Genomic DNA, 25,523 nt, shown 5'->3' on the forward strand with positions numbered 1-25,523 from the left:
CTTTCACAACTAAAATGATTGCTAGTGTAAGCACGTAAAAACGGGCATTATTATAAAAAGCCATAACATCTATCACACTTTGATATGGAGACACATGCATATGCCAGCGCAGGGCTTTCGCAACAGGAACAGATAAAACTCATTGCAGTAAGTGAAGACTTATTGGCCATGATGATACGGTTATAAATCACAACCCGATTATTTCAAGCATGTCGGCCTTTTTCCGACAGGGGAAGTCTTGTCTTCTTCTGGCTGCATGCGATTGACTGTTACCTGAATACTGAGGCAGGTGCCGTCAATGAAAATTTTTTTGTTTATTCGATGGAAGGAGATAAAAGTGTTTAAAGCGATCAGTAAAGTATTTATAGTTGGCGCGATGGGTGTGGCAGGCGTGGCGCATGCTGCCTGGCCCGAGCAGCCCATCCGCTGGGTGGTGCCTTACCCAGCCGGTGGTGGCACTGATGTGATCGCCCGTACGGTTGCCATGAATCTTGAAAAACATCTGGGCAAACAGCTGGTTATTGAAAATCGTCCCGGTGGTGGTACCAGTATTGGTGCAACGGCTGTGGCCAATGCCGACCCAAGCGGTTATGTGATTGGTACGGCCGATTCCGGTACCCTGGCGTTTAACCCGTCGCTGTACAAGCAGTTAACTTACGATCCCGGCAAATTCACCTATCTTGGTGGTTTGGCCCGTTTTCCGTTAGTGTTGGCGGTTCCGGCTGACTCACCTTATCAGAAACTGGATGATTTGATTGAGGCTGCACGTAAAGAGCCAGGTAAACTGTCGGCCAGTTCGGCAGGTGCCGGTTCTCCACACCATCTGGCGCTGGAACGTTTTAAACAGCAGACCAATACCGATATTTTGCATGTCCCATACCGGGGGGCAGCACCTGCCTTGCAGGATTTGATTGGCGGACGGGTAGACCTGATGTTTGCCGATCTGGGGTCCGGTTTGCCTAATATTAAGGCAGGCAAGGTTCGTGTGCTGGCTGTGGCGGTACCTGAACGTCTGGCTGCTGTGCTTCCTGATGTGCCTACCATGGGCGAAGCAGGTGTGGGTGATTTTGTAGCTTACGCCTGGCAGGGTCTGGTGGGCCCCGCCGGTTTGCCAAAGGAAGTCGTCGATAAAGTATCTGCCGATTTGCTGCTTACCCTGGAAGATCCTGAACTGGTTGAAAAAATCAACGGTATGGGTATTGAAACCATGCCCATGACAGCCGAGCAGTTCAAGGCCTACTCGGATAAAGAACGTGAAGACTGGGCCAAAGTCATTCAGGCAGGTAATATCACGCTGGATTGAGGTTATGCAAGCTTATTGTCCGCTCTTGTTCTTGTCAGGGCGGACAATATTGAGTATTTTTAGGTCACAGGCAATGGGCAAGTCTTAAGAAGGCGTCCAGCAGTCAAAAGCCCCTGGAATTGGGTTTTCCAGGGGCTTTTTTTAGGCCTTGAAGTCAAGGAAACTTATTTTTTGGTTTCCACTATTTCCAATGGGACTTCTTCGGTTTTTGCAACCGTTTTGCGGGCACGTCCCAATTTGGGTTTGGGAAGTTCCACAGGTTGTATCAGACTGGCTTTGGTTTCAACCCATTGCATGCCGGTGCTGGAGGCAATTTCCTCAAGTGAAGCTTGTGTACCGGTTGCGGAGACGGATGTCACGGTTTGTACTGGTGTCGGTGTGACCTCAGTGCTTTCTATGACAGTTTCGCTTTCTGCAGAGGCGACTGCCGGGCTGGATACTTCTTCAGTGGCGGTTTCTGCCACAGGCGCTGGCGTACTTTCAATTGCCGCACTGTTATCAGTGGCATTTTCAGGTAGCGTTTCTGTAGCAGCTGGCTGTTCAGCTGTCTCGCTGGCTGATACGGCAGGTTCGGCAGTGGCCGGCTGGCTGGTTTCTTCAGGCAAAACAGGCTGGCTGTTGATGGCTGTTGAGTCATCTGCGGCAGACGCCGTGGGTTCTGTCTGGGTGACGGGCATTGATTCGGTTTTTTCCGTTTCAATCGTTTCAGTCCTGGCGACAGGGGCAGGTTCAGAAGACGGGCTTGCCACAGGCTCTGCCTGCGCAGGGCTAGCCAAAACGGCTTCTTCAGCCTGTGCCTCGGGCGCTGTAGCTGTTACCGGGGCTTCCTGCATGGTTTCAGTCACGCTGTCTTGCACGGGCTCCACTTTGGCGGCTGGTGCTGCCTCTGGGGCTTGTTGGGAAAGGCTTTCCGCTTCGGCCAAAAGCACTTCGTTCGGCACAAAAGCAGCAGGTGCCGATGTGTTTTCTGTGCTTCCCTGTTCATCGGCCGGGCGACGGGTGCGACGGCTGCGACGGCGTGGACGACGGCGTTTGTTTGGATCAAGCGCTTCACCGGTTTCCTCATCGAATGCGGTGGCGTTGTCTGCCAGCTCTTCGCCAGCCGTTTCTTCAGTAGCTTCGGTAGCGGGCAGGGCAGCCATGGTGGCGACCACAGCAGTTGCGGTGGTGAAGGGGGTGCCGTCAGTTTCCTGAACGACTTCCGGTTCGGCTTTCACTCGGGCCGGACGCTGTTTGACCGGGATTTCATCGCCTGCACTTTCAGGAATGTCAGTGCCCTGGTTCAGGTTCTGTTCTTTGCTGTCGTTTGTGTTTTCACGACGGTTACGGGTGCGACTGCGACGGCTGCGTGAGCGTGGACTGTTTTCATCGGCAGATGGACTGCTATCGGTATCGTTCACGATTTCTGCCGGTGTGGCCTTGGCGTCGCGTTCTTTGTTGCGGTTATCCTGTGCGCGTGGTTTTGCCGCGCGAGGATTACGACGCTTGTCTTCTTCAGTTTCAGCGGCCTCGGGGCGTTTTTCCGTGTTGCGGCGGTTACGGCCGGTGTTGCGCTCGTTGCGTTGGCCGGTTTTACCACGGCTTGCCTGACGTGGCTTGTCTTCTTTGGCTGGTTCGGCTTCGGGCGCTACCGCTTTTTCGCCGGCAAACCAGCTTAGCAGGCGTTTGAATAAACCAGGCTGCGGAGCGGGGGTTAAAGGTTCTGTTTTGGGGGCCGGAACGATCGGTGCAGGCTGGTCACGTGAAATACTCTTGACCAGGGCTTCGGGACGTTCGTTATGAACGGCTTTTTCCGTACTGGACTCCCAGGTCACGATGGTGCTGGGCTGTTCAATCAGGTCAATGCTGGTTTTGGGTTCATCAAGGCGATTGTCATCGTAACGAATGCGTTCGATATGATGATGAGGGGTTTCCAGGTGCTTGTTGGGAATAAGCACCACGTTGATTTTAAGGCGGGATTCCATTTTGACAATGTCGGACCGCTTTTCATTCATCAGGTAAGTGGCCACTTCTACCGGCAACTGGACATGCAGGGCTGCCGTGTTGTCTTTCATGGCTTCTTCCTGCAGCAGGCGCAGGATATTCAGGGCACTGGATTCCACGTCACGGATAACACCGGTGCCGTTACAGCGCGGGCAGGTAATGTGTGAACCTTCGTTCAGGGACGGGCGCAGGCGCTGGCGTGACAGTTCCATAAGGCCAAAACGCGAGATTTTGCCCATTTGGACGCGAGCCCGGTCAAAGTGCAGGGCGTCACGCAATTTTTGTTCAATCGCGCGCTGGTTCTTGCTGTCTTCCATATCGATGAAGTCGATAACGATCAGGCCACCCAAGTCGCGCAGACGCAATTGGCGGGCTGCCTCTTCGGCTGCCTCAAGGTTGGTGCGCAAGGCGGTTTCCTCGATGTCGGTACCGCGGGTGGAGCGGGCCGAGTTGACATCGATGGCCACCAGGGCTTCTGTGTGATCAATCACAATCGCGCCGCCAGACGGAAGCTGTACCGTACGAGAATAGGCGGTTTCAATCTGATGTTCGATCTGGAAGCGGGAGAACAGGGGGATATCGTCACGGTAGCGTTTGACGCGATTGACGTTATCGGGCATAACGTCTTTCATGAAGGCGACAGCCTGGTCGGTAATCGCATCGGTGTCGATGAGGATTTCGCTGATGTCGGGTGAGAAGTAGTCGCGGATGGCGCGAATGACCAGACTGGATTCCTGATAAATCAGGACCGGCGCAGGATATTCCTTGGCGGCAGAATCGATGGCGTTCCATAATTGCAGCAGGTACTTCAGGTCCCATTCCAGTTCGGCAACCGAACGGCCGATCCCTGCCGTGCGGGCGATCATGCTCATGCCAGCGGGCAGGTCAAGCTGGTCCATGGCTTCACGCAGTTCCTGGCGCTCTTCACCTTCAATGCGGCGTGAAACACCACCGCCACGCGGGTTGTTGGGCATCAGGACCAGGTAACGGCCTGCCAGGGAAATAAAGGTGGTCAGGGCAGCGCCCTTGTTGCCACGCTCTTCTTTTTCGACCTGGATAATGAGTTCCTGGCCTTCACTTAAGGCATCCTGGATGCGGGCGCCCCGGACATCAATACCTTCCTTGAAGTAGCTGCGGGCCACTTCCTTGAAGGGCAGGAAACCGTGACGATCATGGCCGTAGTTGACAAAGCAGGCCTCAAGTCCGGGTTCGATCCGGGTGATGACGGCTTTGTAAATGCTGCCTTTGCGTTGTTCCCGGCCTGCTGTTTCGATGTCGATGTCGATGAGTTTTTGCCCATCTACAATCGCGACGCGTAGTTCTTCTTGGTGCGTCGCATTAAATAACATGCGTTTCATTTAAGGTATTCTCCGTTTAACTAATGCAACGGACATCGTATGCATTAACCACAGAGTTACTTGGGTGCGAATGAAAGGGTAAAATGAACGCGCGCAGGTGCCCCGCGCATGTATACGCTTGTTTGACGGGTGTGGTTCCCTGTTTGAAAGCAGGATGGGTCCCGGTCTGCAGATAATTGATATTTATTGATAAACTCAATTTTTTAATAACTTCTGTGTATATTCCAGACAGCGTATAGACAATGCCAGTCTGGAATGAAAATTAGGCGTTTTTTATTCATTCATTCGTACAGCAAACAGGCTAAGAGGCTTTTTTGTGGGCAGATGATTTTCCTGCCGCATTGAATAACAAAAACAGTAAGCGTTGTCTGTTTGGTGACCAATAACTCTGAAGCGGGTGAGAAATACAGGTACGGCTGTTTGATACTAGCAGTACAATGTGATTTTAACGATTTGGCGGAAACAGCTTTTTTAGCTTCTCTACGCCCGATCTTCCCACGCCGGTCTTCATATGGTGAGGGAATTATAGAGCTCTTTTGTGTATGTGGAAACAAACTTCTGATAATAATTCATCTTTTTCTGTAAGAGTGGTCACGATTGACGTCGAATCTGCCGATCAGCGCATCGATAATTTCCTGATCCGGGTGTGCAAGGGAGTACCTAAAAGTCATCTTTACAAAGCCATTCGCAGTGGACAGGTGCGGGTGAACAAAGGTCGCATACAGGCGGAATACCGTTTGCAGGCCGGAGACCAGGTGCGTATTCCTCCCTTGCGTACGGCCGAACCCGATGCGCCCCGCAAGGTGCCGGGCGCCGAATTTCCCGTGGTCTATGAAGATGATGCCTTGCTGGTGATCGATAAACCGGCCGGTGTGGCCGTGCATGGCGGTAGCGGGGTTTCGTTTGGGGTGATTGAGCAACTGCGTGCCGCCCGGCCCGAAGCCCGGTTTCTGGAGCTGGCGCATCGCCTGGACAAGGAAACATCGGGTTTGCTCATGATTGCCAAAAAACGCTCGGCGCTGGTTGCCTTGCATGAAATCATGAGAGAATCGCGTGGGCGCAAGCAATATCTGGCCCTGGTATGCGGAGATTGGGTCAATGACCGGCAGCATATTAAATTGCCCTTAACCAAATACCTGACGCCAGGCGGAGAGCGCCGGGTCCGGGTGGATAAGGAAGGTCGCTTTGCCCATACCATTGTCACCGGTTTGCAACGGTTCGGGAAATATACTTTGGTGGGTGCCGAGCTGCGCACTGGCCGGACTCATCAAATCAGGGTGCATCTGGCGGCCAGCGGTTTCCCGATTGTTGGTGATGAAAAGTACGGCAAGGATGAAGTTCGGGCGTATTTTGCGTGCCAGGGTTTCAATCGCATGTTTTTGCATGCGCACCGGCTTCAGGTGCCACACCCCGTCAGTGGGGAAACCATGGATTTTGAGGCACCGTTGCCGGCAACCTGCCAGCAAGTGCTGAAAAAACTGGAACAGCAACAAATTTGATTTTTATAGGTTGGTAACGTCATATGCGATATTCATTGGTTGTATTCGATTGGGATGGAACAGTGATTGATTCTACCCAGTCTATTGTCCAGGCCATACAGTCGGCCTGCAGAGATCTGGGTCTGGCAGTGCCGCCTGCGGCACAGGCAAGATGGGTGATTGGCCTGTCGCTGGAAAGTGCTCTTTATAAGGTGGTGCCAACCCTGACGGCCGAGCAGTTGCCAGAATTCATTCAACGTTATAAGTTTCATTATTTCACCCGTGACCCCGATTTATGCCTTTTTGATGGCATGACCACGCTTTTTGATGAACTTCGCGACAATGGCGTCATGCTGGCCGTGGCGACCGGTAAAAGCCGCGTGGGCTTGAACAGGGTGCTTGAGCAGAAAAAACTGGGGCATTATTTTGCCGCTACCCGCACGGCCGATGAAACATTCAGCAAACCCCATCCGCAAATGTTGAATGAGCTCATGGAAACCCTGGCCGTGCCGGCTGAAGAGACTGTCATGATTGGTGACACCTCGCACGACATCCTGATGGCGCATAATGCCGGTGTTGAAAGTATCGCGGTAACTTATGGTGCACATAGCCTGCGTGAGCTTAATGAAAGCAAACCCACCCGTATTGTTGACGATGTTACCGGTTTGGCGGATCTGTTGCAGATGCATTGTAAAACCAATGCAAACCAGGCATTTTCCTGAGTTGGGCTGGGAAATAAAATGAAAACCTGGAAAGCCGAAAGTATTGATCGCGTTCAGCCCTTTGTATTTTTGCTGTGCCTGTTGCCGGTGATTCGCTGGTTTTATCTGGGTAGTGTGGGGGGTATGACGGCCGAGCCGGCACTGTTTTTTGCCCGCTCCAGCGGGCAATGGGCCCTGGGCATGTTGTGTCTTGCGCTGGCGGTCACGCCCATCCGGCAAATGTTGGGGCAGCCGGCCTTGTTGCGCTGGCGCAGAATGTTGGGTTTGTATGCTTTCTTTTATGCTTTTTTGCACATGATCGCCTGGCTCTGGCTGGATCGCAAGCTCAGCTTTTCGTTCATGCTTCAGGACTTGGTCGAGCGCCCCTATATCCTGTTGGGCATGCTGTCCTTTGCCATCATGTGTGTGCTGGCGGCCACTTCGCGCCAGCAATCCATTCGCAAGCTGGGGCGTAATTGGCAACGTTTGCATCGTGCCGTGTATGTGGTGGGCATACTGGTTATTATTCATTTCTGGAAAATGCACCCGGCGGGGCAAAGTCTGGTGGCACCTGTCGTGTTTACACTGCTGATGGCTTTTTTGTTGCTTTGGCGGGTGGTGAATGCGCTGGTGTTGCGTCGCAAGGTGCAGACTATTGTCGATTCAGTGGGTAATGTATCAGGTTCTGGTCGGCATCCCAGAGAAGATGGCAGATAAGAAAACGATACTTGCATGGAAGGGAGGCAGGCCATGTTGCAAGCAGATTTTTTGCGTTTTGCTGTCCGATGGTTTCAGCGATTGTCGGGGGTGTTCGGCCTGTCGGTATTGCTGGCCTGCTCGCAGCAGGAATATGCGGTCGATGAGTCCTTCACCGCGGCAGCCCAGGATAGTCGGGTGCGTTTTATTGTCTTGCATTACACCTCTGAAAACAATGCCGATTCATTGCGGATTCTTACCCAAAACAAGGTCAGTGCCCATTATTTGCTGACTGCCGGGAAGAACCCTGTGTTGTATCGTCTTGTGGATGAAAACCGTCGGGCCTGGCACGCTGGTATCAGCCAGTGGTATGGTTATAAGAATCTTAATGCCATGTCTATCGGCATAGAAGTGGTCAATCTTGGGCCATTAAATGAGCAAAAAACACAGTGGGACGCTTATTCGCCTGAACAGATAGATCTGTTGGTGGCCTTGTTGCGTGATTTGGCCCAGCGTCATCAGGTCAGGGCAAAGCATATTGTGGGGCATAGCGATATTGCGCCGCAGCGAAAAATTGATCCCGGCCCCCTGTTTCCCTGGGAGGCGTTGGCCAGGCAAGGCATAGGGCGTTGGTATGATGAAGACCGTGTCCGGCAATACGAGGCCCGCTTTGCGGTGGACGGCGTGCCGGATTGGCCGTGGTTTCAGGAAAAGCTGCGGCGTATCGGTTATGAGGTGGAATTCGGGCCTGGGGCCCAGGTGTCAACCCGGCGGGTGTTACAGGCGTTTCAGATGCACTACCGCCCGCAGCGTTATGATGGTCAGCCCGATATCCGGACGGCTGCCATCCTGATGGACTTGGCCGCTCAGGAAGACGGTTAAGCGACTAACTGGCTCCAAACGCTATTAACTGGCCAAAAACAGGAAGAGGGTGGGTTTTTTATCCAATTCGGGGGCTGGGCCGGCTTTCCATTGGGCAATGGTTTTGGTCTTGATCCATTCGTCCTGAGTGGTGACAGAGCGTGCAATGCACAGGCGGGTATCGGGTCGCAGTGCGTTAATCAAAGACTCAAACATGGCGGCATTGCGATAGGGGGTTTCTATAAACAGCTGGGTTTGCTGCAGTTTGGCCGATTGGGTTTCCCAGGCTTTCAGCTGTTTGGTGCGTTCGGCCGGGTTGACTGGGGCGTAGCCATGAAACGTAAAGCGTTGCCCGTCAAGACCGCTGGCCATTAAGCCCAGCAAGATGGAAGAAGGGCCTACCCAGGGAATGACGCGAATGCCCATTTTATGGGCGGCCATTACAACTTTGGCTCCCGGGTCGGCAACCGCGGGGCAGCCGGCCTCGGAGACCAGGCCAATTTCACCGTTCGGGGTGACTTCATTCAGCCATTGGTTGATCTCGCCTGCGCTGGTTTTTGCGCCTAGTGTATGAATGGTGATTTCCTGAAGAGGGTTTAGGGTACCAATCAGTTTGAGGAAAGCACGGGCGGTTTTGGCGTTTTCAGCGATATAGCAGGTAAGGCGTGAAGCCACAGCCTGGGTGTCGGCAGGCAGCCATGATGAAGTGGGGGCCTGGCCCAGTCCAACGGGTATGAGATGCAGGGTTTTAGTCATGGTGCGTGTTTTCCTGGGCAGACAGGGTGGGATTAATGCCGAACGAGCGGAGCATCCGGGCCAGGGTAATCAAAGGCAGTCCGATGATGGAAGTGGGATCATCGCTTTCCATTTTTTCCATCAGGGTAATGCCCAGCCCTTCGGCTTTTGCGCTACCGGCGGTGTCAAAGGGTTTTTCAATTTCAAGGTAGTGTACAATTTCATCATCGCTCAGCTCCCTGAAATAACAGCGCGTAATAATGTCGGCTGATTCGGTTCTGCTGCCATCGGTAACGGCCAGTGCACTATGAAACTCCACGCAATGTCCGGATAGCGCCTGCAGTTGTTTTTTGGCGGCGTCAAAGTTGCCGGGTTTGCCAATGGGCGAGCCATCCAGTGTGGCGACCTGGTCCGAGCCAATAACGACGCTGTTCGGGTTGTGGGCCGCAATGGCCAGCGCTTTTTCAACCGAAAGGCGCAGGGCCAGCCGGGCCGGTGTTTCACCCGGTTGTGGGGTTTCGTCAATGTCAGGGGAGATTGCTTCAAACGGGATGCGGAATCGTTCCAGCATTTCTTTTCTGTAGCGGGAAGATGACGCAAGAATAAGACGGGAAAAGCGGTTTGTCATTGTTTTAATTGACCAAATGATAAATAACGGGTTATTATCCTATGTTTTCCGATATTTGTGCAAACCTTGAATCAAGAAGTGCGGGGAATAAGGAACAGGCGGGGATATGAGTAACGAAAAGGGCCAGGCTGAAAAAAGCCAAACTGAGGGCCTGGCAGCACAAGGCCAGGTGGGTTCAGGCAAGGGTCTTTTTATTGATTCCCTTGATTTTGTGCGCCGCGCTGGCGAGTTAAGTGGTAAAACACCTTTAGGTGCTTTTTTAAGACTTACACAAGATTTGCCTGAGCAATTAACAGATGAAAGCGGTATGGTTGTCTGGTCACTGAAAGGTGAAAAGGACGCGCGTGGCAAACGGTTATTGCGTTTGCATGTACAAGCCAGTCCGCAACTTGTCTGCCAGCGTTGTCTTGGTTTATTCAGGTTTGATGTAAATAATGAGTCGGTGCTGGAATTGGTTACTTCCGAGGCCGATCTTCACAGTGATTTGACTGAATCGGGCGAAATAGAGGAGCCTTTCGATGAGAAAATCCTCTCTTCCCGGCACATGAGTGTGCTTGATTTGGTTGAGGACGATTTGATTTTAAGTCTGCCTTACGTGCCACGGCACGAGAGTTGTCCTTCACAAGCGGTGCTGCCCGACGATGAGCTTGAAAAGCCTTCTTCGCCATTCGCGGTGCTGGAACAGCTCAAAAAGCGGTAATTTTTACAGTTTATAGTTTTTAGTTTGTATTACCTTATTTAATACAACATTTTTTGGAGTCATCATGGCTGTTCAACAAAACAAAAAGTCACCTTCAAGACGCAATATGCGCCGTTCACACGATTTCCTGACATCTCCCGCGACAGCGATCGAGTCTACAACAGGTGAATTGCACCTGCGTCACCACATCAGTCCTAACGGCATTTATCGTGGCCGTAAAGTTCTGAAAACAAAAAACGACGAATAATCGGTTACGTTGAGAATATGGCCGCGCCGTTGTCAGGCGTGGCCTGTTTATTACTATCGTGGTACGTATTGCTATAGATTGCATGGGCGGTGATGTCGGCCTGCCCGTGACTGTTCCTGCTGCTGTGCAAATTGCCCGGCAGTACGCTGACACACATTTTCTGTTAACCGGCGTTCCTGAACAAATCGAACAGGCTCTCAGGCAAGCAAATCCAGGCGACCTCAGCCGTTTTGAAATTGTTCCCGCTTCTGAAGTGGTGGCAATGGATGATCCGGTTGAGGTCGCTTTGCGTCGTAAAAAAGACTCATCCATGCGGGTGGGCGTCAACCTGGTCAAGGAAAAAAGGGCGGATGCACTGGTTTCGGCAGGTAATACCGGTGCCTTGATGGCTATTTCACGGTATGTGCTGAAAACCATGGAAGGCATTGACAGGCCTGCCATTGCCACGGCCATACCCAACCAGAAAGGTGGAGCCACCACCATGCTGGATCTCGGTGCCAATGTCGACTGTTCTGCCCAGCATTTGCTGGAATTTGCCATCATGGGTGTGGCGCTGTGCGAAGCAATCGACAATATCCAGAATCCAACGGTTGGCTTGCTTAATATTGGTGAAGAAGCCATCAAAGGTAATGAGACTGTCAAGGAAGCCTCAAGCCTGCTGCAATGCAGTGGCCTGAATTTTTATGGCAATGTCGAAGGCGATGATATTTTCAAGGGTACCACCAATATTGTGGTGTGTGACGGTTTTGTGGGTAATGTGGTCCTGAAATCGCTTGAGGGCCTGGCCAAAATGATTGGTACCATGCTAAAACAGGAATTTACCCGAAACTATCTTACAATGGCGGCAGGTATGGTTGCCCGGCCGGTGCTGAGCCGTTTCCGTGACCGAGTTGATAATCGCAACTATAATGGTGCTGCCCTGTTGGGCTTGCGCGGTATAGTTTTTAAAAGTCACGGTTCGGCCGATGTTTTTGCTTATACCAAGGCCATTGAACGGGCCCGTGGTGCGGTTGTCAGGGGGTTGCTTGAGAAAACCGCAACGGCAGTCACCCAGATGACGCAAAGAATAGACCGGGATAATGCTGAAAGTACCACCGGACAGAAATAAAAAATATAAAACGCTGTGCCTGCCCCTTCAATCCAGGCATGGCCCAAGGAGTTGGTCATGAGTTTTGCAAAAATTATAGGTTCAGGCAGTTATTTGCCCGAAAACTGTGTTACTAACGACCAGTTGGCCGTCAGACTGGCGGAAAAAGGCATAGAAACATCCGATGAATGGATTGTGACCCGGACCGGTATCAGTCAGCGTCATCTGGCCGGCGACAATGAAAAAACCAGTGATCTGGCTGTCATTGCCGCACAGCGTGCCATTGAAGATGCCGGTATCGATGCCGCTGACATTGATCTGATTATCGTTGCCACTTCTACACCCGATTTCATTTTCCCCAGCACGGCCTGTCTGGTGCAATCCCGTCTGGGTATTAAGGGCGGCGCCGCTTTTGATGTGCAGGCTGTGTGCAGTGGTTTTGTTTATGCGCTGGCAACGGCAGACAGTTTCATCAAGGCCAACAATGCCAAGTGTGCCCTGGTCATAGGTGCAGAAACTTTTTCCCGCATTCTGGACTGGAATGACCGCGGTACCTGCGTACTGTTTGGTGATGGTGCCGGGGCCATGCTGCTTCAGGCTTCCGATGAGCCAGGCATTCTGGCTACCCAGCTTAATGCCGACGGTTCTCTTAACACGATATTGAATACACCGGGACGCATCGAAAACGGGGTGGTTACTGGTGATCCGTTCCTGCGTATGGATGGGCAGGCTGTTTTCAAGCAGGCAGTAACCGTACTCGAGAAATCCGCCCATCAGGTTTGTGAGAAAGCCGGCGTGTCCCTGGATGCCATTGACTGGATGGTGCCCCATCAGGCCAATATCCGCATTATCAATTATCTTGGACGCAAACTGGGCCTGCCTGCTGAAAAAATCGTGGCAACCGTTGCCGATCATGCCAACACCTCGGCAGCCAGCGTTCCCCTGGCTTTTGATGCTGCCCGTAAAGATGGTCGCATCAAGGCGGGAGACTGCGTACTGATGCAAGGTGTTGGCGGTGGTTTTACCTGGGGTTCTGCCCTGGTGCGCCTGTAAACTAATTTCAAGAGACAGATCAATATGAAAATTGCTTTTGTATTTCCGGGCCAGGGTTCGCAAACCGTGGGCATGCTTAATAACTGGGCTGAAAACCAGACCGTCACGCAAGTTATTGAACGTGCTTCAGCTGCGCTTGGCCAGGATCTGGCAGCATTGATTGCCGAAGGCCCGGCTGAGCAGCTTAATTTAACCACCAATACCCAACCTGTCATGCTGGCTGCCAGCTATGCCATGTATCAGGCATATGTGGAAGCGGCAGGTCCGCAACCGTCCTTAATGGCGGGTCATAGTCTGGGTGAGTATTCCGCGCTGGCGGCAGCGGGTTCATTCTCACTTGAAGATGCCGTGCGTCTGGTCAGAATACGTGCTGATGCCATGCAGGCTGCCGTTCCGGTGGGAACAGGCGGCATGGCGGCCATTTTGGGTCTGGACGACGATACCGTACGCCAGGTGTGTGCCGATGCGGCCCAGGGTGAAGTGGTTGAGGCCGTCAATTTCAATGCGCCCGCCCAGGTTGTGATTGCCGGTCATAAGGCTGCGGTGGAGCGTGCCTGTGACCTGGCCAAACAGGCGGGTGCCAAACGTGCCCTGCCATTGCCTGTTTCCGCTCCTTTTCATTCCAGCCTGCTCAAGCCGGCCGCCAGTGTTCTGGAAAAAGCCCTGTCTGGCATTGAAATTGCCATGCCATCCGTTGATGTGATCAATAACGTTGATGTGGCAGTGGCTGCAACACCGGATGCAATCCGTGATGCGCTCGTTCGCCAGGCATGGCATCCCGTGCGTTGGGTGGAAACTATCCGTGCCATGAAACAGCAGGGTGTGACCCACGTGGTTGAGTGTGGCCCAGGCAAGGTGTTAAGTGGTCTGGTCAAACGAATCGAGCCTGAAATGACGGGGATCTCCATTTACGACCCGGCGTCTTTGCAGGCTGCTCTGGAAACCCTGAAGGGATAAGGAATAACAATGTCTGAAGTAAAAGAGTTAAGTGGTCAGGTTGCCTTGGTGACCGGTGCAACGCGCGGTTTGGGTAAGGCCATTGCCCTTGAGCTGGCCAAGCGTGGTGCCACTGTTATTGGTACGGCAACCTCAGAGGCCGGTGCACAAGGCATTAGTGCTGAATTGTCCGGCTTTGGTGGCCGCGGTGTGGTGCTTGATGTCACTGACGCTGCTGCCTGTGATGCCTTGCTGGCAGAGCTGGCCAAAGAGGGGGCTCCCCATATTCTGGTCAATAATGCAGGCATTACACGTGATGGCCTGGCTATGCGCATGAAAGATGAAGACTGGTCTGCGGTCATGGATACCAACCTGGGTTCGGTATTCCGCATGTCACGTGGTGTTCTTAAGGCCATGATGAAAGCGCGTTCGGGTCGTATCATTAATGTGACATCGGTGGTTGGTTCAAGCGGTAACCCCGGTCAGGCCAACTATGCGGCCGCCAAGGCAGGTGTTGCCGGCATGAGCAGGGCGCTGGCCCGTGAACTTGGCAGTCGCAACATTACCGTTAACTGCGTGGCGCCCGGCTTTATCGATACCGACATGACGCGTGCCTTGGGTGAGTCGCAAACCACGGCGTTGCTAAGCCAGATCCCTCTGGGCCGTCTTGGTCAGCCCGAAGATGTCGCCAATGCAGTGGCGTTTCTGGCCAGTCCTGCAGCCGCTTACATTACCGGGACAACCTTGCATGTAAATGGTGGAATGTACATGCAGTAGTGCGGTTTTTCCGGTACTTCAGGTAGTATTGCAAATAATTTATTTGCACTGTTTGTCTTTTTTTAAAGACAAAAGGTTAATTTTTAATAAAATGCACAGTTGGCAGTACACGCATTTTAACTTTTTGGATGGTATTTTGGTTTTATAAGTTTTTTAATACTTATTTGCTAAAATAATTTTTTTTGTCACAACAGCCTTTTGCATTCTATAAGCAGTTGGCTATAATTCGCGGGATTCATTCCCTTTGGAGAGTTAAATGGATAGCATCGAACAACGCGTCAAGAAGATTGTCGCAGAACAGCTTGGCGTTAATGAAGCTGAAATCAAAAACGAGTCTTCTTTTCTTGACGACTTAGGTGCCGATTCACTGGATATGGTTGAGCTGGTAATGGCTCTGGAAGACGAGTTCGAAACAGAGATTCCAGACGAAGAAGCAGAAAAAATCACAACAGTTCAGCAAGCTGTTGAGTACATTAACAAGAATAAAGCTTAATGTAGCCGTACCAGCCATTGATCCTTTACGGGTCAATGGCAGGTTGATGCAAAAGCGCTTGGGAAAGCGTTGTGTCAGTAGTCTGGAAGATTTTCAGGTTATGTTGCATTATGGTTTTCCCAAGCGTTTTTTTGTTTATGGCAGTATGTCAAGGCAATCATTCCATTCATTTAAATATAAATTAAGGTAGGAGTCTTCTGTGAAAAGACGTGTCGTAATTACTGGCTTGGGTATTGTGTCCCCGGTAGGAAATTCAATTGATACAGCCTGGGATAATATTATCAACGGACGTTCCGGAGTCGGTCGTATTACCCGATTTGACGCTTCGGGCTTCAATTCACAGATTGCCGGCGAGGTCAGGGATTTTGATCTGACCCAATACATGTCTGCCAAGGAAGGCAAACAAATGGATACCTTCATCCACTATGGCATTGCGGCCAGTATTGATGCCTGGCGCGACTCGGGGCTTGAAGTCACCGAAGAAAATGCCGAGCGTATTGGCGTGATTGTCAGTTCGGGCATTGGCGGTCTTCACCGTATTGAAGAAACACAAACCGAATACCTGGCTAAAGGTCCACGCCGCATTTCTCCATTCTTTGTGCCGGCCTCACTCATTAACCTTATTTCCGGTCACCTCACTATCATGCTTGGCCTGAAAGGACCCAGCTATGCCGTGGTTTCCGCCTGCACAACCGGTTTGCATTCCATTGGTGATGCCGCTCGCCTGATCGAATACGGTGATGCCGATGTAATGATTGCAGGTGGTGCCGAGGCAACCGTTTCACCGTTGGGTATTGGTGGTTTTGCCGCCATGCGTGCGCTTTCAACCCGCAATGATGACCCTGAAACCGCTTCGCGTCCCTGGGATACCGATCGTGACGGTTTTGTGCTGGGTGAGGGTGCTGGCGTGCTGGTGCTTGAAGAGTATGAACATGCCAAAAAACGGGGTGCCCGCATTTATGGTGAGTTTACCGGCTATGGCATGAGTTCCGATGCTCACCACATTACCGCTCCCGATAGCGATGGCCCGCGTCGTGGTATTCTGAACGCCCTGAATAATGCAAAAATCAACCCTGATCAGGTCGATTACGTGAATGCGCATGGTACCTCAACGCCGCTGGGCGATCAAAACGAAACCAATGCACTTAAACTGGCTTTGGGTGACCACGCTTATAAAACCGTCGTCAACTCAACAAAATCCATGACCGGACATTTGCTGGGCGCCGCAGGCGGTGTCGAAGCCGTCTTCACGACCCTGGCGGTTCATCATCAGATTTCACCGCCCACCATCAATATTTTCAATCAGGATCCGGGCTGTGACCTTGATTACTGTGCCAACCAGGCTCGTGAAATGAAAATAGAATATGCACTGTCCAACTCATTTGGTTTTGGTGGCACAAATGGCTCAATGGTTGTGAAACGGGTTTAATTTGTCCACTTCACACTTGAATCTTCATTGGTCGTGTTTGCTTGAAATACGACCAGGCAGGTTTGAATGTTATGGCAAGGCATGCATGTTGTTTGTTGCGGCAGCATGTCTTGCCGGGTTTTCTTTGGGGCTTGGGCTGGCGGCCATTTATCTGGCGTATGCCCGGTCTTCACAATCCACTTCTTCTTTTCTCAAGATCCATGCTGCCCAGCCATGGGAACTTTCCGGTAATGGTTCACACCAGCTTCTGGTCTTGCAACAATTCTGGCAGGGGCCTTTCTGGCTGACCCTGTATCTTGAAAATCCATTTAATCCGCAAATGTCAGCTAAACTGATCACCATCTGGCCATTTACCGTGGGTAAAACGGGTTGGCGTAAACTTAAGGTCCTGTGCCACGCGATGCGTTGGAACAGGTCCCTTCAACAGGAGGCGCCATGAGTGATCGTGACGTCGATGCAGAGCTTGTTGCCCGTGTGCAGAAAGGCGATAAACGGGCATTTGATTTGCTGGTGCTTAAATACCAGCGAAAAATCATGCGTTTGCTTGCTCGCATGCTCAACAACCAGGCTGAAATCGAAGATATTGCCCAGGAAACCTTTATCAAGGCATATCGCGCCTTGCCCCAGTTCAGGGGGGAAAGCGCTTTTTATACCTGGCTATATCGAATTGCCATCAATACCGCCCGTAACTGGCTTTCATCCAATCAGCGAAAAATGTTGGTGTCAGATACTTTTGAAACGAAAGAGGGCGAAACTTTTTCTCAATCAGACAATCTTATAGACATTGATACACCTGAGTCACGTATGGTTTCCAGTGAAATTGCCCAGACCGTTAACAAGGCTATTGAAGAATTGCCTGAAGATTTACGGACGGCCATTGTACTGCGGGAAATAGAGGGTTTGAGCTATGAAGAAATTGCCCAAACCATGGAGTGCCCCATTGGAACCGTCAGATCCAGGATTTTCAGGGCCAGGGAAGCGATTGCTGCCCGCCTTAAGCCTGTTTTAGGCCAGGATAACGATCGTCGCTGGTAAGGAGCTGATACATGAACACAAGACATTCAACATTAAATGAATCGCAGTCACTTGATTGGGATGAATCCATATCGGCGCTTATCGATGGTGAGGATATTAATTTTGATCTGGAAAACCTGGATAACTCCTATGGCAGGCAGGTATGGGATACCTATCACCTGATTGGTGATGTCATGCGTAGCGATGAGCTGGCCATCAAGCCTTCAGACCTTTTTTATGCAAGGGTCAGCAAGGCCATTGATGCCGAACCGGCTCCTGTGGTGCCCGCGCGCCGTTTTGGCTTGCGTCAGGGCTTGTCCGGACTGGCCGTGGCGGCGGCCGTGGCATCGGTGGTGTGGGTGGTTCAGCCATTTATGGCTGAAGATGAGGTGGCGCCTGCCGTATCCGCACCCGTGGTGGCGTCGCAAACCTCATCCAGTACTGAGCTGAATCGGGATTACAGTGATTATATTCATGCCCATCGTCAAATGGTGGGGGCACGTCCCGTACATCTGGTTTCCTATGAGTACGGAGTTAATCGCTAATGTTGCATTATTCATCAAGCAGGGTGGCAGGAAAGGCAAAAACAAAATGGCTGTCACTGGTTCTTCTTGGCGTCCTTTTTGCGACACCGGCCATGGCCAAAACGGCAACGCTGCTTACAGGCAATGATCTGGTCGCATTTCTTGAGCAAGTGCAAAAGGCATCGGTCACTAATGATTACAGTGGTGTTTTCACCTATCAGCAAGGCGATCAGATCATGTCCTCACGTGTTACGCACATTGTTGATGGCGAAGGTGTCAAAGAGCGGCTGGAGCTGCTTGATGGTGATCCCCAGGAGTATCTGCGGACCAATGATGTTGTGCAGTGTCTTGTGCCGGAGCAAAAGAAAATTATTTTGACCCCGGCCCGCAAGGACCGCTTTCCGGCATTTTTGCAAACCGAAGCCACGCATTTAAACCAGTACTATACTGCCACCCTGAGTGGCAAAAAAGAGCGGGTTGCCGGTTATGAATGCCAGCAGCTCGAATTGGCACCGCGCACCCCGGATCGTTATGGTTATCGTTTGTGTGTTGATGTCAAATCAAAATTGTTATTAAGATCTCAAACGATCGGACTGGATAATAAAGTGGTTGAGCAGATCACTTTTACCGGTCTGGTTATGGGCAAGGATGTTGATACCGCTTTGCTGACACCTGGCTACAAACTCAAGGACTGGGTTGTCGAAAAAGAAGAACTTGTTTCAGTCGATTTCGCCCGCGAGGGCTGGAAGTTGCGTGCCCCTCAGGGATACGTGCCGATTTTAAGTATTATCCGACCGAAAGGAACTAATCAGCAAGTTAAACACCTAATTCTCTCAGACGGCCTTTCTTCGATTTCCGTGTTTGTGCAAAAAGTGCCAGAGGCGGAAAAGACGTTGCAGGCTCATGGTGCAGTACAAGTAGGTTCCCTGAATGTTTTTCGTCAACGCGTGGATGATTACTGGGTAACCGTCATTGGTGCCGTGCCCATGAATACACTTGAAGAAATGGCTGTTTCAGCTAAATTTATTCCACCCGTATCATCCAAATTGAATTAGGAAAGGGATTTTCATGAAACAAATGCTTAATAATAAATTGAAACGCAGTGTGCTGTATACCGTGATCGGGCTGAGTGCCGCGTATGCCGGGCTTTCTTATGTTGGTGGTGATGTTGCCAGTGCCCAGGATGTACAAAATGCGAACGTGGCCACCAGTATTGTCGGTTTGCCCGATTTCACACCCATTGTTAACCAAACAGAAAATGCGGTTGTTAATATCCGTACCATGGAAAATATCTCAAACCGTTCCCATGGCTATGATCCTTATGGCGGTGATCCCTCTGAGTTGTTCCGTTTCTTCTTCGGTCCCGACTTCATGCCGCCACGCGCCACGCCGCAACCCCGTCATCGTGGTAATGGACAGCCTGAAAGGTCAGTGCCACGTGGTGTCGGTTCCGGTTTCATCATTTCCGATGATGGTTATATCATTACCAACAACCATGTTATTTCCGGTGCTTCAGAAATTCTGGTGACCCTGAATAATGGCAAAGAACATACCGCCAAGGTTATCGGCTCTGATCAGCGCACCGATATTGCCTTGCTTAAAATCGACAGCGATGAAAAGTTGCCTACCCTTAAAATTGGCGATTCCGATAACCTGAAAAAAGGTCAGTGGGTCTTGGCAATCGGTTCTCCATTTGGACTGGATTCCACGGTGACATCGGGTATTGTCAGTGCCATCAATCGTGATACGGGTGAGTATCTGCCTTTCATTCAGACTGACGTAGCGGTCAACCCGGGCAACTCGGGTGGTCCCTTGATTAACCTGAATGGAGAGGTGGTGGGCGTGAATTCGCAAATCATTTCCCAAAGTGGCGGATTCATGGGTATTTCCCTGTCTATTCCCATTGATGATGCCATGCAGGTGGTTGAGCAACTCAAGGAAAACGGTAAGGTTACCCGGGGTCGTATTGGCGTACAAATTGGTGAGGTGGCCGGTGAGGTTGCCAAGGCTTTGGGGCTTGAAAACGATTCTGGCGCATTGGTCAGCAATGTCGAGCAGGGTGGTCCGGCAGACAAGGCGGGCATCCAGGCTGGCGACGTGATTATTGGATTTGATGGTTCGGAAATCAAGAAATGGTCGGATCTTCCACGTATTGTGGGTCAGACAAAACCGGATACCGAATCAATGATCGAAGTCTGGCGTCGCGGCAAGAAACAAAACCTGAAAATCACCGTGGGTGCAGTGCCTTCCAGCCCGGGCGAGGAGCTTGCCGCCAGCAAGACGGAAGCAGACAAGTCTGCCAAGGCTGATCGGTTGGGACTGGTTGTGGGTAATTTATCCCAGGAAACCATGACCAAGCTGCGTATCAAGGGGGGCGTCAAGATTACCGAGGTAGATGGTCCTGGACAGGCAGCCGGTCTGCGTGTTGATGATATTATTCTTGCCGTCAATGATCAGGATATCAAGGATGTCAAGCAGTTTGAAGAGACGGTTGGCAAGCTGTCCAAAGACAAAGCAGCCGCTTTATTGATTCGACGTGCAAATTTAACCCAGTGGGTGCCTGTAACGCCGTCAAAATAAGGCTACAATACGACATACGCTAAAAGGGCGCATCGCGCCCTTTTTTTATGAGTCCCCTACAAAAACTTTATTCAGCCTTATATGCAACATATACGCAATTTTTCGATTATTGCCCACATTGATCATGGAAAATCCACCCTGGCCGATCGCCTGATTCAGCGCTGCGGAGGCCTGGCAGACCGGGAAATGTCCAAGCAGGTACTTGACTCAATGGATATCGAACGGGAACGGGGGATTACCATTAAGGCTCAAACCGCTTCCCTGCAGTATAAGGCCAATGATGGCAAGATTTATAACCTCAACCTGATTGATACCCCCGGACACGTTGACTTTTCCTATGAGGTCAGCCGCTCACTGTCCGCCTGCGAGGGAGCCTTGCTGGTGGTGGATGCCAGCCAGGGGGTAGAGGCGCAAACGGTGGCCAACTGTTATACCGCCATTGAACTGGGGGTCGAGGTTTTACCGGTCCTTAATAAAATGGATCTGGCTTCCGCCGAACCTGAAGCGGCCCGTGAAGAAATTGAGGACGTGATTGGTATTGATGCCAGCGAAGCCATCAAAGCCAGTGCCAAAACAGGCATGGGCATTGATGAAATTCTCGAGCAGATCGTGACCAAAGTGCCGCCGCCGGTTGGTGATCCTGAAAAGCCCTTGCAGGCACTCATTATCGACTCCTGGTTTGACAACTACGTTGGCGTGGTCATGCTGGTGCGCATCGTTAATGGCGTGCTCAAGGTCAAGGATAAAATCACGTTCATGGCAACCGGTGCTTCACACCTGTGTGAGCAATTGGGCGTTTTCACACCCAAATCGGTGGCCCGTACGCAATTGTCGGCCGGTGAAGTGGGTTTTATTATTACCGGTATCAAAGAACTTGAACACGCCAAGGTAGGAGACACCATTACCCTGGCCAACAAGCCGGCCGAGGCGCCTTTGCCCGGGTTCAAGGAAGTCAAGCCACAGGTTTTCTCTGGACTGTATCCGGTTGAAAGCAGCGAATATGATCAATTGCGTGACTCATTGGAAAAACTCAAACTCAATGATGCCGCCTTAATGTTTGAACCCGAAGTGTCACAGGCATTGGGTTTTGGTTTCCGTTGCGGTTTCCTGGGCATGCTGCATATGGAAATCGTGCAGGAGCGTCTCGAACGTGAGTTCGATATGGACATCATTACCACCGCACCTTCGGTGGTTTATGAGGTTGAAAAAAATGATGGTGAAACCATCATGATTGAAAGTCCTTCGCGGATGCCGGACATTGGTCAGATTCGGGATATCCGCGAGCCTATCGTTACGGTCACCCTGTTCATGCCACAGGAGTATGTTGGCGCCGTGATTACCCTGTGTACGGCCAAGCGGGGGATTCAAATGAATATGAGTTACCATGGCCGGCAGGTGCATCTGGTTTATGAAATTCCACTGGCGGAAATCGTTCTTGACTTCTTCGACCGCCTGAAATCGGTGTCGCGCGGCTATGCCTCCATGGATTACGAATTCCTCGAGTACCGCTCTGCCGATGTGGTCAGGGTTGACCTGCTCATTAACGGAGACCGGGTGGATGCGCTGTCCATGATTGTTCACCGTGCCAATGCCCGTTACCGTGGTCGTGAAGTGGTGTCCAAAATGCGTGGCCTGATTCCCCGTCAAATGTATGATGTGGCCATTCAGGCCGCTATTGGTGCCGAAGTGATTGCCCGTGAAAACGTGAAGGCCTTGCGCAAGAACGTGTTGGCCAAGTGTTATGGCGGTGATATCAGCCGTAAGAAAAAACTGCTTGAAAAACAAAAAGCGGGTAAGAAACGGATGAAGCAGGTTGGCAGTGTGGAAATCCCCCAGGAAGCTTTCCTGGCCATCCTTCAGGTTGACGATAAATAAACAACTGGAAAAACAAGAGATTACAGAATGGATTTTGCTTTAATTTTATTTGTATTGCTGCTGCTGACGGCAGTCATCAAGCTGATTGACAAGGTTGTGCTTAAACCGCGCCGTATTGAGCAGTACGGGGAAGAGCAGGAAGATTACAGGCCGTGGTGGGTGGAGTACTCTGTCAGCTTTTTTCCGGTGATCCTGTTTGTGTTCATCTTGCGTTCTTTCGTGGTAGAACCTTTTCGCATTCCTTCGGGTTCCATGCTACCCACCTTGCAGGATGGCGACATGATTTTGGTGAACAAATTCAATTACGGTATCCGTTTGCCTATTGTTGACCAGAAAATCATTCCGCTTGGCGATCCCCAGAAGGGCGATGTTGTGGTGTTCCGTTACCCTGTCAATCCCGATATTGATTATATCAAACGGATTGTCGGCGTGCCTGGTGATACCGTGGCTTATATTGGAAAACGTCTGTTCATCAATGGCGAAGCGGTAGATACCACGGCGTTGGGTCCTTATGTCAATCCTTCGCAGCAAGCGGGAAATCCGCTGAAGCTGCAGGAAAAAATAGATGGCAAAACGTATGAAACCCTGAATATGCCGGGTGACGGTGCTTATCTTTCCGGTCGATCGTTTCCATTTGCGCAAAATTGTGAATATGCCGCTACCGATTTCAAGTGTACCGTGCCAGAAGGTCATTATTTTGTCATGGGAGATAACCGCGACAATAGTGAAGACAGTCGTTATTGGGGCTTTGTACCCGATAACCATCTGGTGGGCAAGGCATTCTTTGTCTGGATGAATTTTGGAGACCTGGGCCGGATTGGTTCAATCAAATAATGAATTTAACGCAATTGGAAACCCGACTGGGTTATAAATTTAAAGACCAGCGTTTATTGATACAGGCATTAACGCATCGTAGCCATAGTGCCATGCATAATGAGCGTTTTGAGTTCTTGGGTGACTCCATCCTGAACTTTGCGGTTGCCGCCATTTTGTTTCATCAGTTGCCCAATGTTGATGAGGGTGACCTGTCCCGTATTCGAGCGAGTCTGGTCAAACAGGGTACGCTGGCCGATATTGCGGGCAGACTTGATTTATCCCATTTTCTCAGGTTGGGCGAGGGAGAGTTGAAAAGTGGCGGATTTCGTCGACCCTCCATTCTGGCGGATGCCGTTGAGGCCATTTTTGGTGCCATCTACCTGGATTCGAACAGTGATCGGGCTCATGAGGTGATCAAGTCCCTGTACCGTCCCATTCTGGAAACGGTTGATTTCAACACCTTGGGCAAAGATGCCAAAACGCTGTTGCAGGAAGTGTTGCAAGGACGCAAGTTCGCTCTGCCTGCCTATAATGTGATTGCCACCTCGGGGGCCGCCCATGATCAGCAGTTTGAGGTTGAGTGCCTGATTGCCGAACTGGATGTCAGGGCACAGGCCAGTGGCAGCAGTCGTCGCGCTGCCGAGCAGGCCGCTGCAGCACTGGTGTTGGCCCAACTGGAACAAATATTGCCCAAAAAAAAGGGCTCCGCCAAACAAGTACGCAAAGTGGCAGCCCAGCTGAGCTTGCCCGTTGCTGTGGAACAGGATAGAAAATGACCCAGGAAACACCTTTCAAAACCGGATTTATTGCGGTGGTGGGGCGCCCCAATGTGGGCAAGTCCACACTTACCAATGCGCTTATCGGTAGCAAGATTTCCATCGTTTCGCGCAAGGCGCAAACCACCCGCCATCGTATTCATGGTGTGCTGACCCGTGGCCGGGAACAGTTTGTGTTTGTGGATACCCCCGGTTTTCAAACCCGTCATGGCGGTGCCATGAACCGTATGATGAACCGCGTGGTTACCCAGGCATTGGCCGATGTGGATGTGGTGCTGCATGTGGTTGAGGCGGGTAAATGGTCGGTGGGAGATGATAATATCGTGCCGCTGCTGCCATCGTCCAAAAAGTGCATTCTGGTCATCAGCAAGGTTGATACCCTGAAAAATAAAAATGAGATGTTTGATTTTGTTGGCAAGATCATGAGCAAGTTCAGTTACGATGCCGTGGTTCCCTTAAGTGCCGTCAAGAAAATCCAGCTTGATACTTTGCTTGATGAAATATCCCGGCGCTTGCCTGAAGGGGAGCCCATGTTTGAAGAGGATGCCCTGACGGACCGCTCCATCCGTTTTATTGCGGCGGAACTGATTCGGGAAAAAATCTTTCGGCTGGTGGGCGATGAGTTGCCCTATGCCTGCACGGTCGTGATTGAAAAATGGGAAGAAGATGAAAGTGGGGCTCATATTTCTGCCTGTGTGGTGGTAGAGCGTGAAAGCCACAAGCCCATTTTGCTGGGTGCCAAAGGCATGCACATGAAGCGCATTGCCAGTGAAGCCCGTCAGGATATCCGGGAGCTGTTGGATAAACCGGTGTTTCTGGAAGTGTATATCAAGGTGCGCAAAGGCTGGTCCGATAAGGAAAGCGCGCTTCGTGACCTGGGATATGAGTAAACGGCAGCACCGGATACTGGATGCGCAGGCATTTTTAATGCATGCCACCAACTGGAGTGAAACTTCGATCATTGCCCAGGTTTTTTCCCGTGACTACGGTATCGTTACCGTGATCGCCAAAGGGGCAAAGCGGCCTTATTCCGTTTTGCGCCCCATTTTGTCAGCCTTCCAACCTCTGTTGCTGTCCTGGTCAGGGCAGGGTGAAATCAAAACCCTGACCCGTGCCGAGATTGCAGGTTTGCTGCCGCTGGGGGGGCGCTCTCTCATGTCGGGCTGGTACATGAATGAATTGTTATTAAAACTGTTGCCCAAGGAAGATCCCCATCAGGTGTTGTTTGATGCCTATGCCGATGCGCTGGCCCAGCTGGCTGATGGCTCACCGGCTACGGGTGCTTTACGTCGCTTTGAATGGACCTTGCTGAACGAAACCGGTTATGCCATAGAAGGTGAAGTTCCGGATTTTGATGATCGCAGTGCAGAGCCGGCCCTGCGTCTGGCCTTGCGTGAAAGGATCAATGAGCATCTGGAAAACCGCTCTCTGTTAACGCGCAAGGTACTGCATTCCTTGCGGCATTTTTCATGA

26 protein-coding genes are annotated in these 25,523 nt (G+C 51.3%); 23 read left to right on the top strand and 3 right to left on the bottom strand.

All coding sequences use genetic code 11. From position 1 onward, the window contains the following. Positions 1–376 precede the first annotated feature (376 nt). Positions 377–1,303 carry a tripartite tricarboxylate transporter substrate binding protein gene (locus HCX92_RS06300; protein ID WP_169294276.1) on the top strand — a complete coding sequence of 309 codons (927 nt, stop codon included), beginning with the start codon at positions 377–379 and terminating at the stop codon, positions 1,301–1,303. A gap of 164 nt (positions 1,304–1,467) precedes the next feature. Here HCX92_RS06300 and HCX92_RS06305 read toward each other — a convergent pair whose 3' ends face one another. After that, on the bottom strand, positions 1,468–4,644 hold the full coding sequence (locus HCX92_RS06305; protein ID WP_169294089.1) for an Rne/Rng family ribonuclease: 3,177 nt from the start codon (positions 4,642–4,644) through the stop codon (positions 1,468–1,470). A 542-nt stretch (positions 4,645–5,186) separates the two neighbouring features. On the opposite strand from HCX92_RS06305, the gene HCX92_RS06310 reads away from it, so the two are divergent. The 4 genes from HCX92_RS06310 to HCX92_RS06325 are packed head-to-tail and all read left to right on the top strand — an operon-like array spanning position 5,187 to position 8,401. After that, the gene (locus HCX92_RS06310; RefSeq protein ID WP_169294090.1) at positions 5,187–6,143 is read left to right on the top strand and encodes an RluA family pseudouridine synthase; all 957 of its coding nucleotides are present in this window, start codon (positions 5,187–5,189) and stop codon (positions 6,141–6,143) included. Between the two features lie 23 nt (positions 6,144–6,166). Then, complete coding sequence (locus HCX92_RS06315) at positions 6,167–6,844, top strand: HAD-IIIA family hydrolase (RefSeq protein WP_169294091.1); 678 nt, start codon at positions 6,167–6,169, stop codon at positions 6,842–6,844. Between the two features lie 18 nt (positions 6,845–6,862). Then, positions 6,863–7,540 carry a sulfite oxidase heme-binding subunit YedZ gene (locus tag HCX92_RS06320; protein ID WP_169294092.1) on the top strand — a complete coding sequence of 226 codons (678 nt, stop codon included), beginning with the start codon at positions 6,863–6,865 and terminating at the stop codon, positions 7,538–7,540. Between the two features lie 33 nt (positions 7,541–7,573). Next, positions 7,574–8,401 (top strand): N-acetylmuramoyl-L-alanine amidase, encoded by an 828-nt coding sequence (locus HCX92_RS06325; protein ID WP_169294093.1) that lies wholly within the window; start codon positions 7,574–7,576, stop codon positions 8,399–8,401. Positions 8,402–8,425: 24 nt separating this feature from the next. Here the strand turns inward: HCX92_RS06325 and HCX92_RS06330 are convergent, their stop codons facing one another. Together HCX92_RS06330 and HCX92_RS06335 are read right to left on the bottom strand one after the other, a co-directional pair. Continuing rightward, positions 8,426–9,136 (bottom strand): SAM-dependent methyltransferase, encoded by a 711-nt coding sequence (locus HCX92_RS06330; RefSeq protein ID WP_169294094.1) that lies wholly within the window; start codon positions 9,134–9,136, stop codon positions 8,426–8,428. After that, the gene (locus HCX92_RS06335; protein WP_169294095.1) at positions 9,129–9,743 is read right to left on the bottom strand and encodes a Maf family nucleotide pyrophosphatase; all 615 of its coding nucleotides are present in this window, start codon (positions 9,741–9,743) and stop codon (positions 9,129–9,131) included. The genes HCX92_RS06330 and HCX92_RS06335 overlap by 8 nt, the downstream gene beginning before the upstream one ends. A gap of 106 nt (positions 9,744–9,849) precedes the next feature. On the opposite strand from HCX92_RS06335, the gene HCX92_RS06340 reads away from it, so the two are divergent. The 18 genes from HCX92_RS06340 (at position 9,850) to recO (ending at position 25,523) form a co-directional block, all read left to right on the top strand. Continuing rightward, positions 9,850–10,443, top strand: coding sequence for a DUF177 domain-containing protein (locus HCX92_RS06340; protein ID WP_169294096.1), 594 nt, complete (start codon positions 9,850–9,852; stop codon positions 10,441–10,443). A gap of 64 nt (positions 10,444–10,507) precedes the next feature. Then, positions 10,508–10,690 (top strand): 50S ribosomal protein L32, encoded by a 183-nt coding sequence (gene rpmF, locus HCX92_RS06345; RefSeq protein WP_169294097.1) that lies wholly within the window; start codon positions 10,508–10,510, stop codon positions 10,688–10,690. Between the two features lie 58 nt (positions 10,691–10,748). Next, positions 10,749–11,798 carry a phosphate acyltransferase PlsX gene (plsX, locus tag HCX92_RS06350; RefSeq protein ID WP_169294098.1) on the top strand — a complete coding sequence of 350 codons (1,050 nt, stop codon included), beginning with the start codon at positions 10,749–10,751 and terminating at the stop codon, positions 11,796–11,798. Between the two features lie 57 nt (positions 11,799–11,855). Then, on the top strand, positions 11,856–12,830 hold the full coding sequence (locus HCX92_RS06355; RefSeq protein ID WP_169294099.1) for a beta-ketoacyl-ACP synthase III: 975 nt from the start codon (positions 11,856–11,858) through the stop codon (positions 12,828–12,830). A gap of 24 nt (positions 12,831–12,854) precedes the next feature. Further along, a complete protein-coding gene (gene fabD / locus HCX92_RS06360) occupies positions 12,855–13,787 on the top strand; it encodes an ACP S-malonyltransferase (protein WP_169294100.1) in 933 nt (310 codons plus the stop codon). 9 nt (positions 13,788–13,796) lie between these two features. Then, positions 13,797–14,543, top strand: a complete 747-nt coding sequence (fabG, locus tag HCX92_RS06365) for a 3-oxoacyl-ACP reductase FabG (protein WP_169294101.1) — start codon at positions 13,797–13,799, stop codon at positions 14,541–14,543. Between the two features lie 256 nt (positions 14,544–14,799). Next, the gene (gene acpP, locus HCX92_RS06370) at positions 14,800–15,036 is read left to right on the top strand and encodes an acyl carrier protein (RefSeq protein WP_169294102.1); all 237 of its coding nucleotides are present in this window, start codon (positions 14,800–14,802) and stop codon (positions 15,034–15,036) included. Between the two features lie 199 nt (positions 15,037–15,235). Further along, positions 15,236–16,465: a beta-ketoacyl-ACP synthase II gene (gene fabF / locus HCX92_RS06375; RefSeq protein WP_169294103.1), complete on the top strand. Its 1,230-nt coding sequence runs from the start codon at positions 15,236–15,238 to the stop codon at positions 16,463–16,465. An 85-nt stretch (positions 16,466–16,550) separates the two neighbouring features. After that, on the top strand, positions 16,551–16,904 hold the full coding sequence (locus tag HCX92_RS06380) for a hypothetical protein (protein WP_169294104.1): 354 nt from the start codon (positions 16,551–16,553) through the stop codon (positions 16,902–16,904). Continuing rightward, positions 16,901–17,500 (top strand): RNA polymerase sigma factor RpoE, encoded by a 600-nt coding sequence (rpoE, locus tag HCX92_RS06385; RefSeq protein WP_169294105.1) that lies wholly within the window; start codon positions 16,901–16,903, stop codon positions 17,498–17,500. The genes HCX92_RS06380 and rpoE overlap by 4 nt, the downstream gene beginning before the upstream one ends. Positions 17,501–17,511: 11 nt before the next feature. Continuing rightward, entirely contained in the window at positions 17,512–18,024 is a 513-nt protein-coding gene (locus tag HCX92_RS06390) for a sigma-E factor negative regulatory protein (RefSeq protein WP_169294106.1), read from the top strand. Next, the gene (locus HCX92_RS06395; RefSeq protein ID WP_169294107.1) at positions 18,024–19,058 is read left to right on the top strand and encodes a MucB/RseB C-terminal domain-containing protein; all 1,035 of its coding nucleotides are present in this window, start codon (positions 18,024–18,026) and stop codon (positions 19,056–19,058) included. Before HCX92_RS06390 ends, HCX92_RS06395 begins: the two co-directional genes overlap by 1 nt. Before the next feature lie 13 nt (positions 19,059–19,071). Next, the gene (locus HCX92_RS06400) at positions 19,072–20,583 is read left to right on the top strand and encodes a DegQ family serine endoprotease (protein WP_169294108.1); all 1,512 of its coding nucleotides are present in this window, start codon (positions 19,072–19,074) and stop codon (positions 20,581–20,583) included. Positions 20,584–20,664: 81 nt separating this feature from the next. Continuing rightward, positions 20,665–22,458 (top strand): translation elongation factor 4, encoded by a 1,794-nt coding sequence (gene lepA / locus HCX92_RS06405; RefSeq protein ID WP_169294109.1) that lies wholly within the window; start codon positions 20,665–20,667, stop codon positions 22,456–22,458. Positions 22,459–22,485: 27 nt separating this feature from the next. Continuing rightward, the gene (lepB, locus tag HCX92_RS06410; protein ID WP_169294110.1) at positions 22,486–23,292 is read left to right on the top strand and encodes a signal peptidase I; all 807 of its coding nucleotides are present in this window, start codon (positions 22,486–22,488) and stop codon (positions 23,290–23,292) included. Beyond that, positions 23,292–24,050 carry a ribonuclease III gene (gene rnc / locus HCX92_RS06415; RefSeq protein WP_169294111.1) on the top strand — a complete coding sequence of 253 codons (759 nt, stop codon included), beginning with the start codon at positions 23,292–23,294 and terminating at the stop codon, positions 24,048–24,050. The genes lepB and rnc overlap by 1 nt, the downstream gene beginning before the upstream one ends. Beyond that, the gene (era, locus tag HCX92_RS06420; RefSeq protein WP_169294112.1) at positions 24,047–24,940 is read left to right on the top strand and encodes a GTPase Era; all 894 of its coding nucleotides are present in this window, start codon (positions 24,047–24,049) and stop codon (positions 24,938–24,940) included. Before rnc ends, era begins: the two co-directional genes overlap by 4 nt. Beyond that, a complete protein-coding gene (gene recO / locus HCX92_RS06425; protein ID WP_169294277.1) occupies positions 24,933–25,523 on the top strand; it encodes a DNA repair protein RecO in 591 nt (196 codons plus the stop codon). Before era ends, recO begins: the two co-directional genes overlap by 8 nt.

Source organism: Advenella sp. EE-W14 (assembly GCF_012923605.1).
In the GTDB taxonomy this organism is placed as follows: Bacteria; Pseudomonadota; Gammaproteobacteria; order Burkholderiales; family Burkholderiaceae_B; genus Advenella; species Advenella alkanexedens.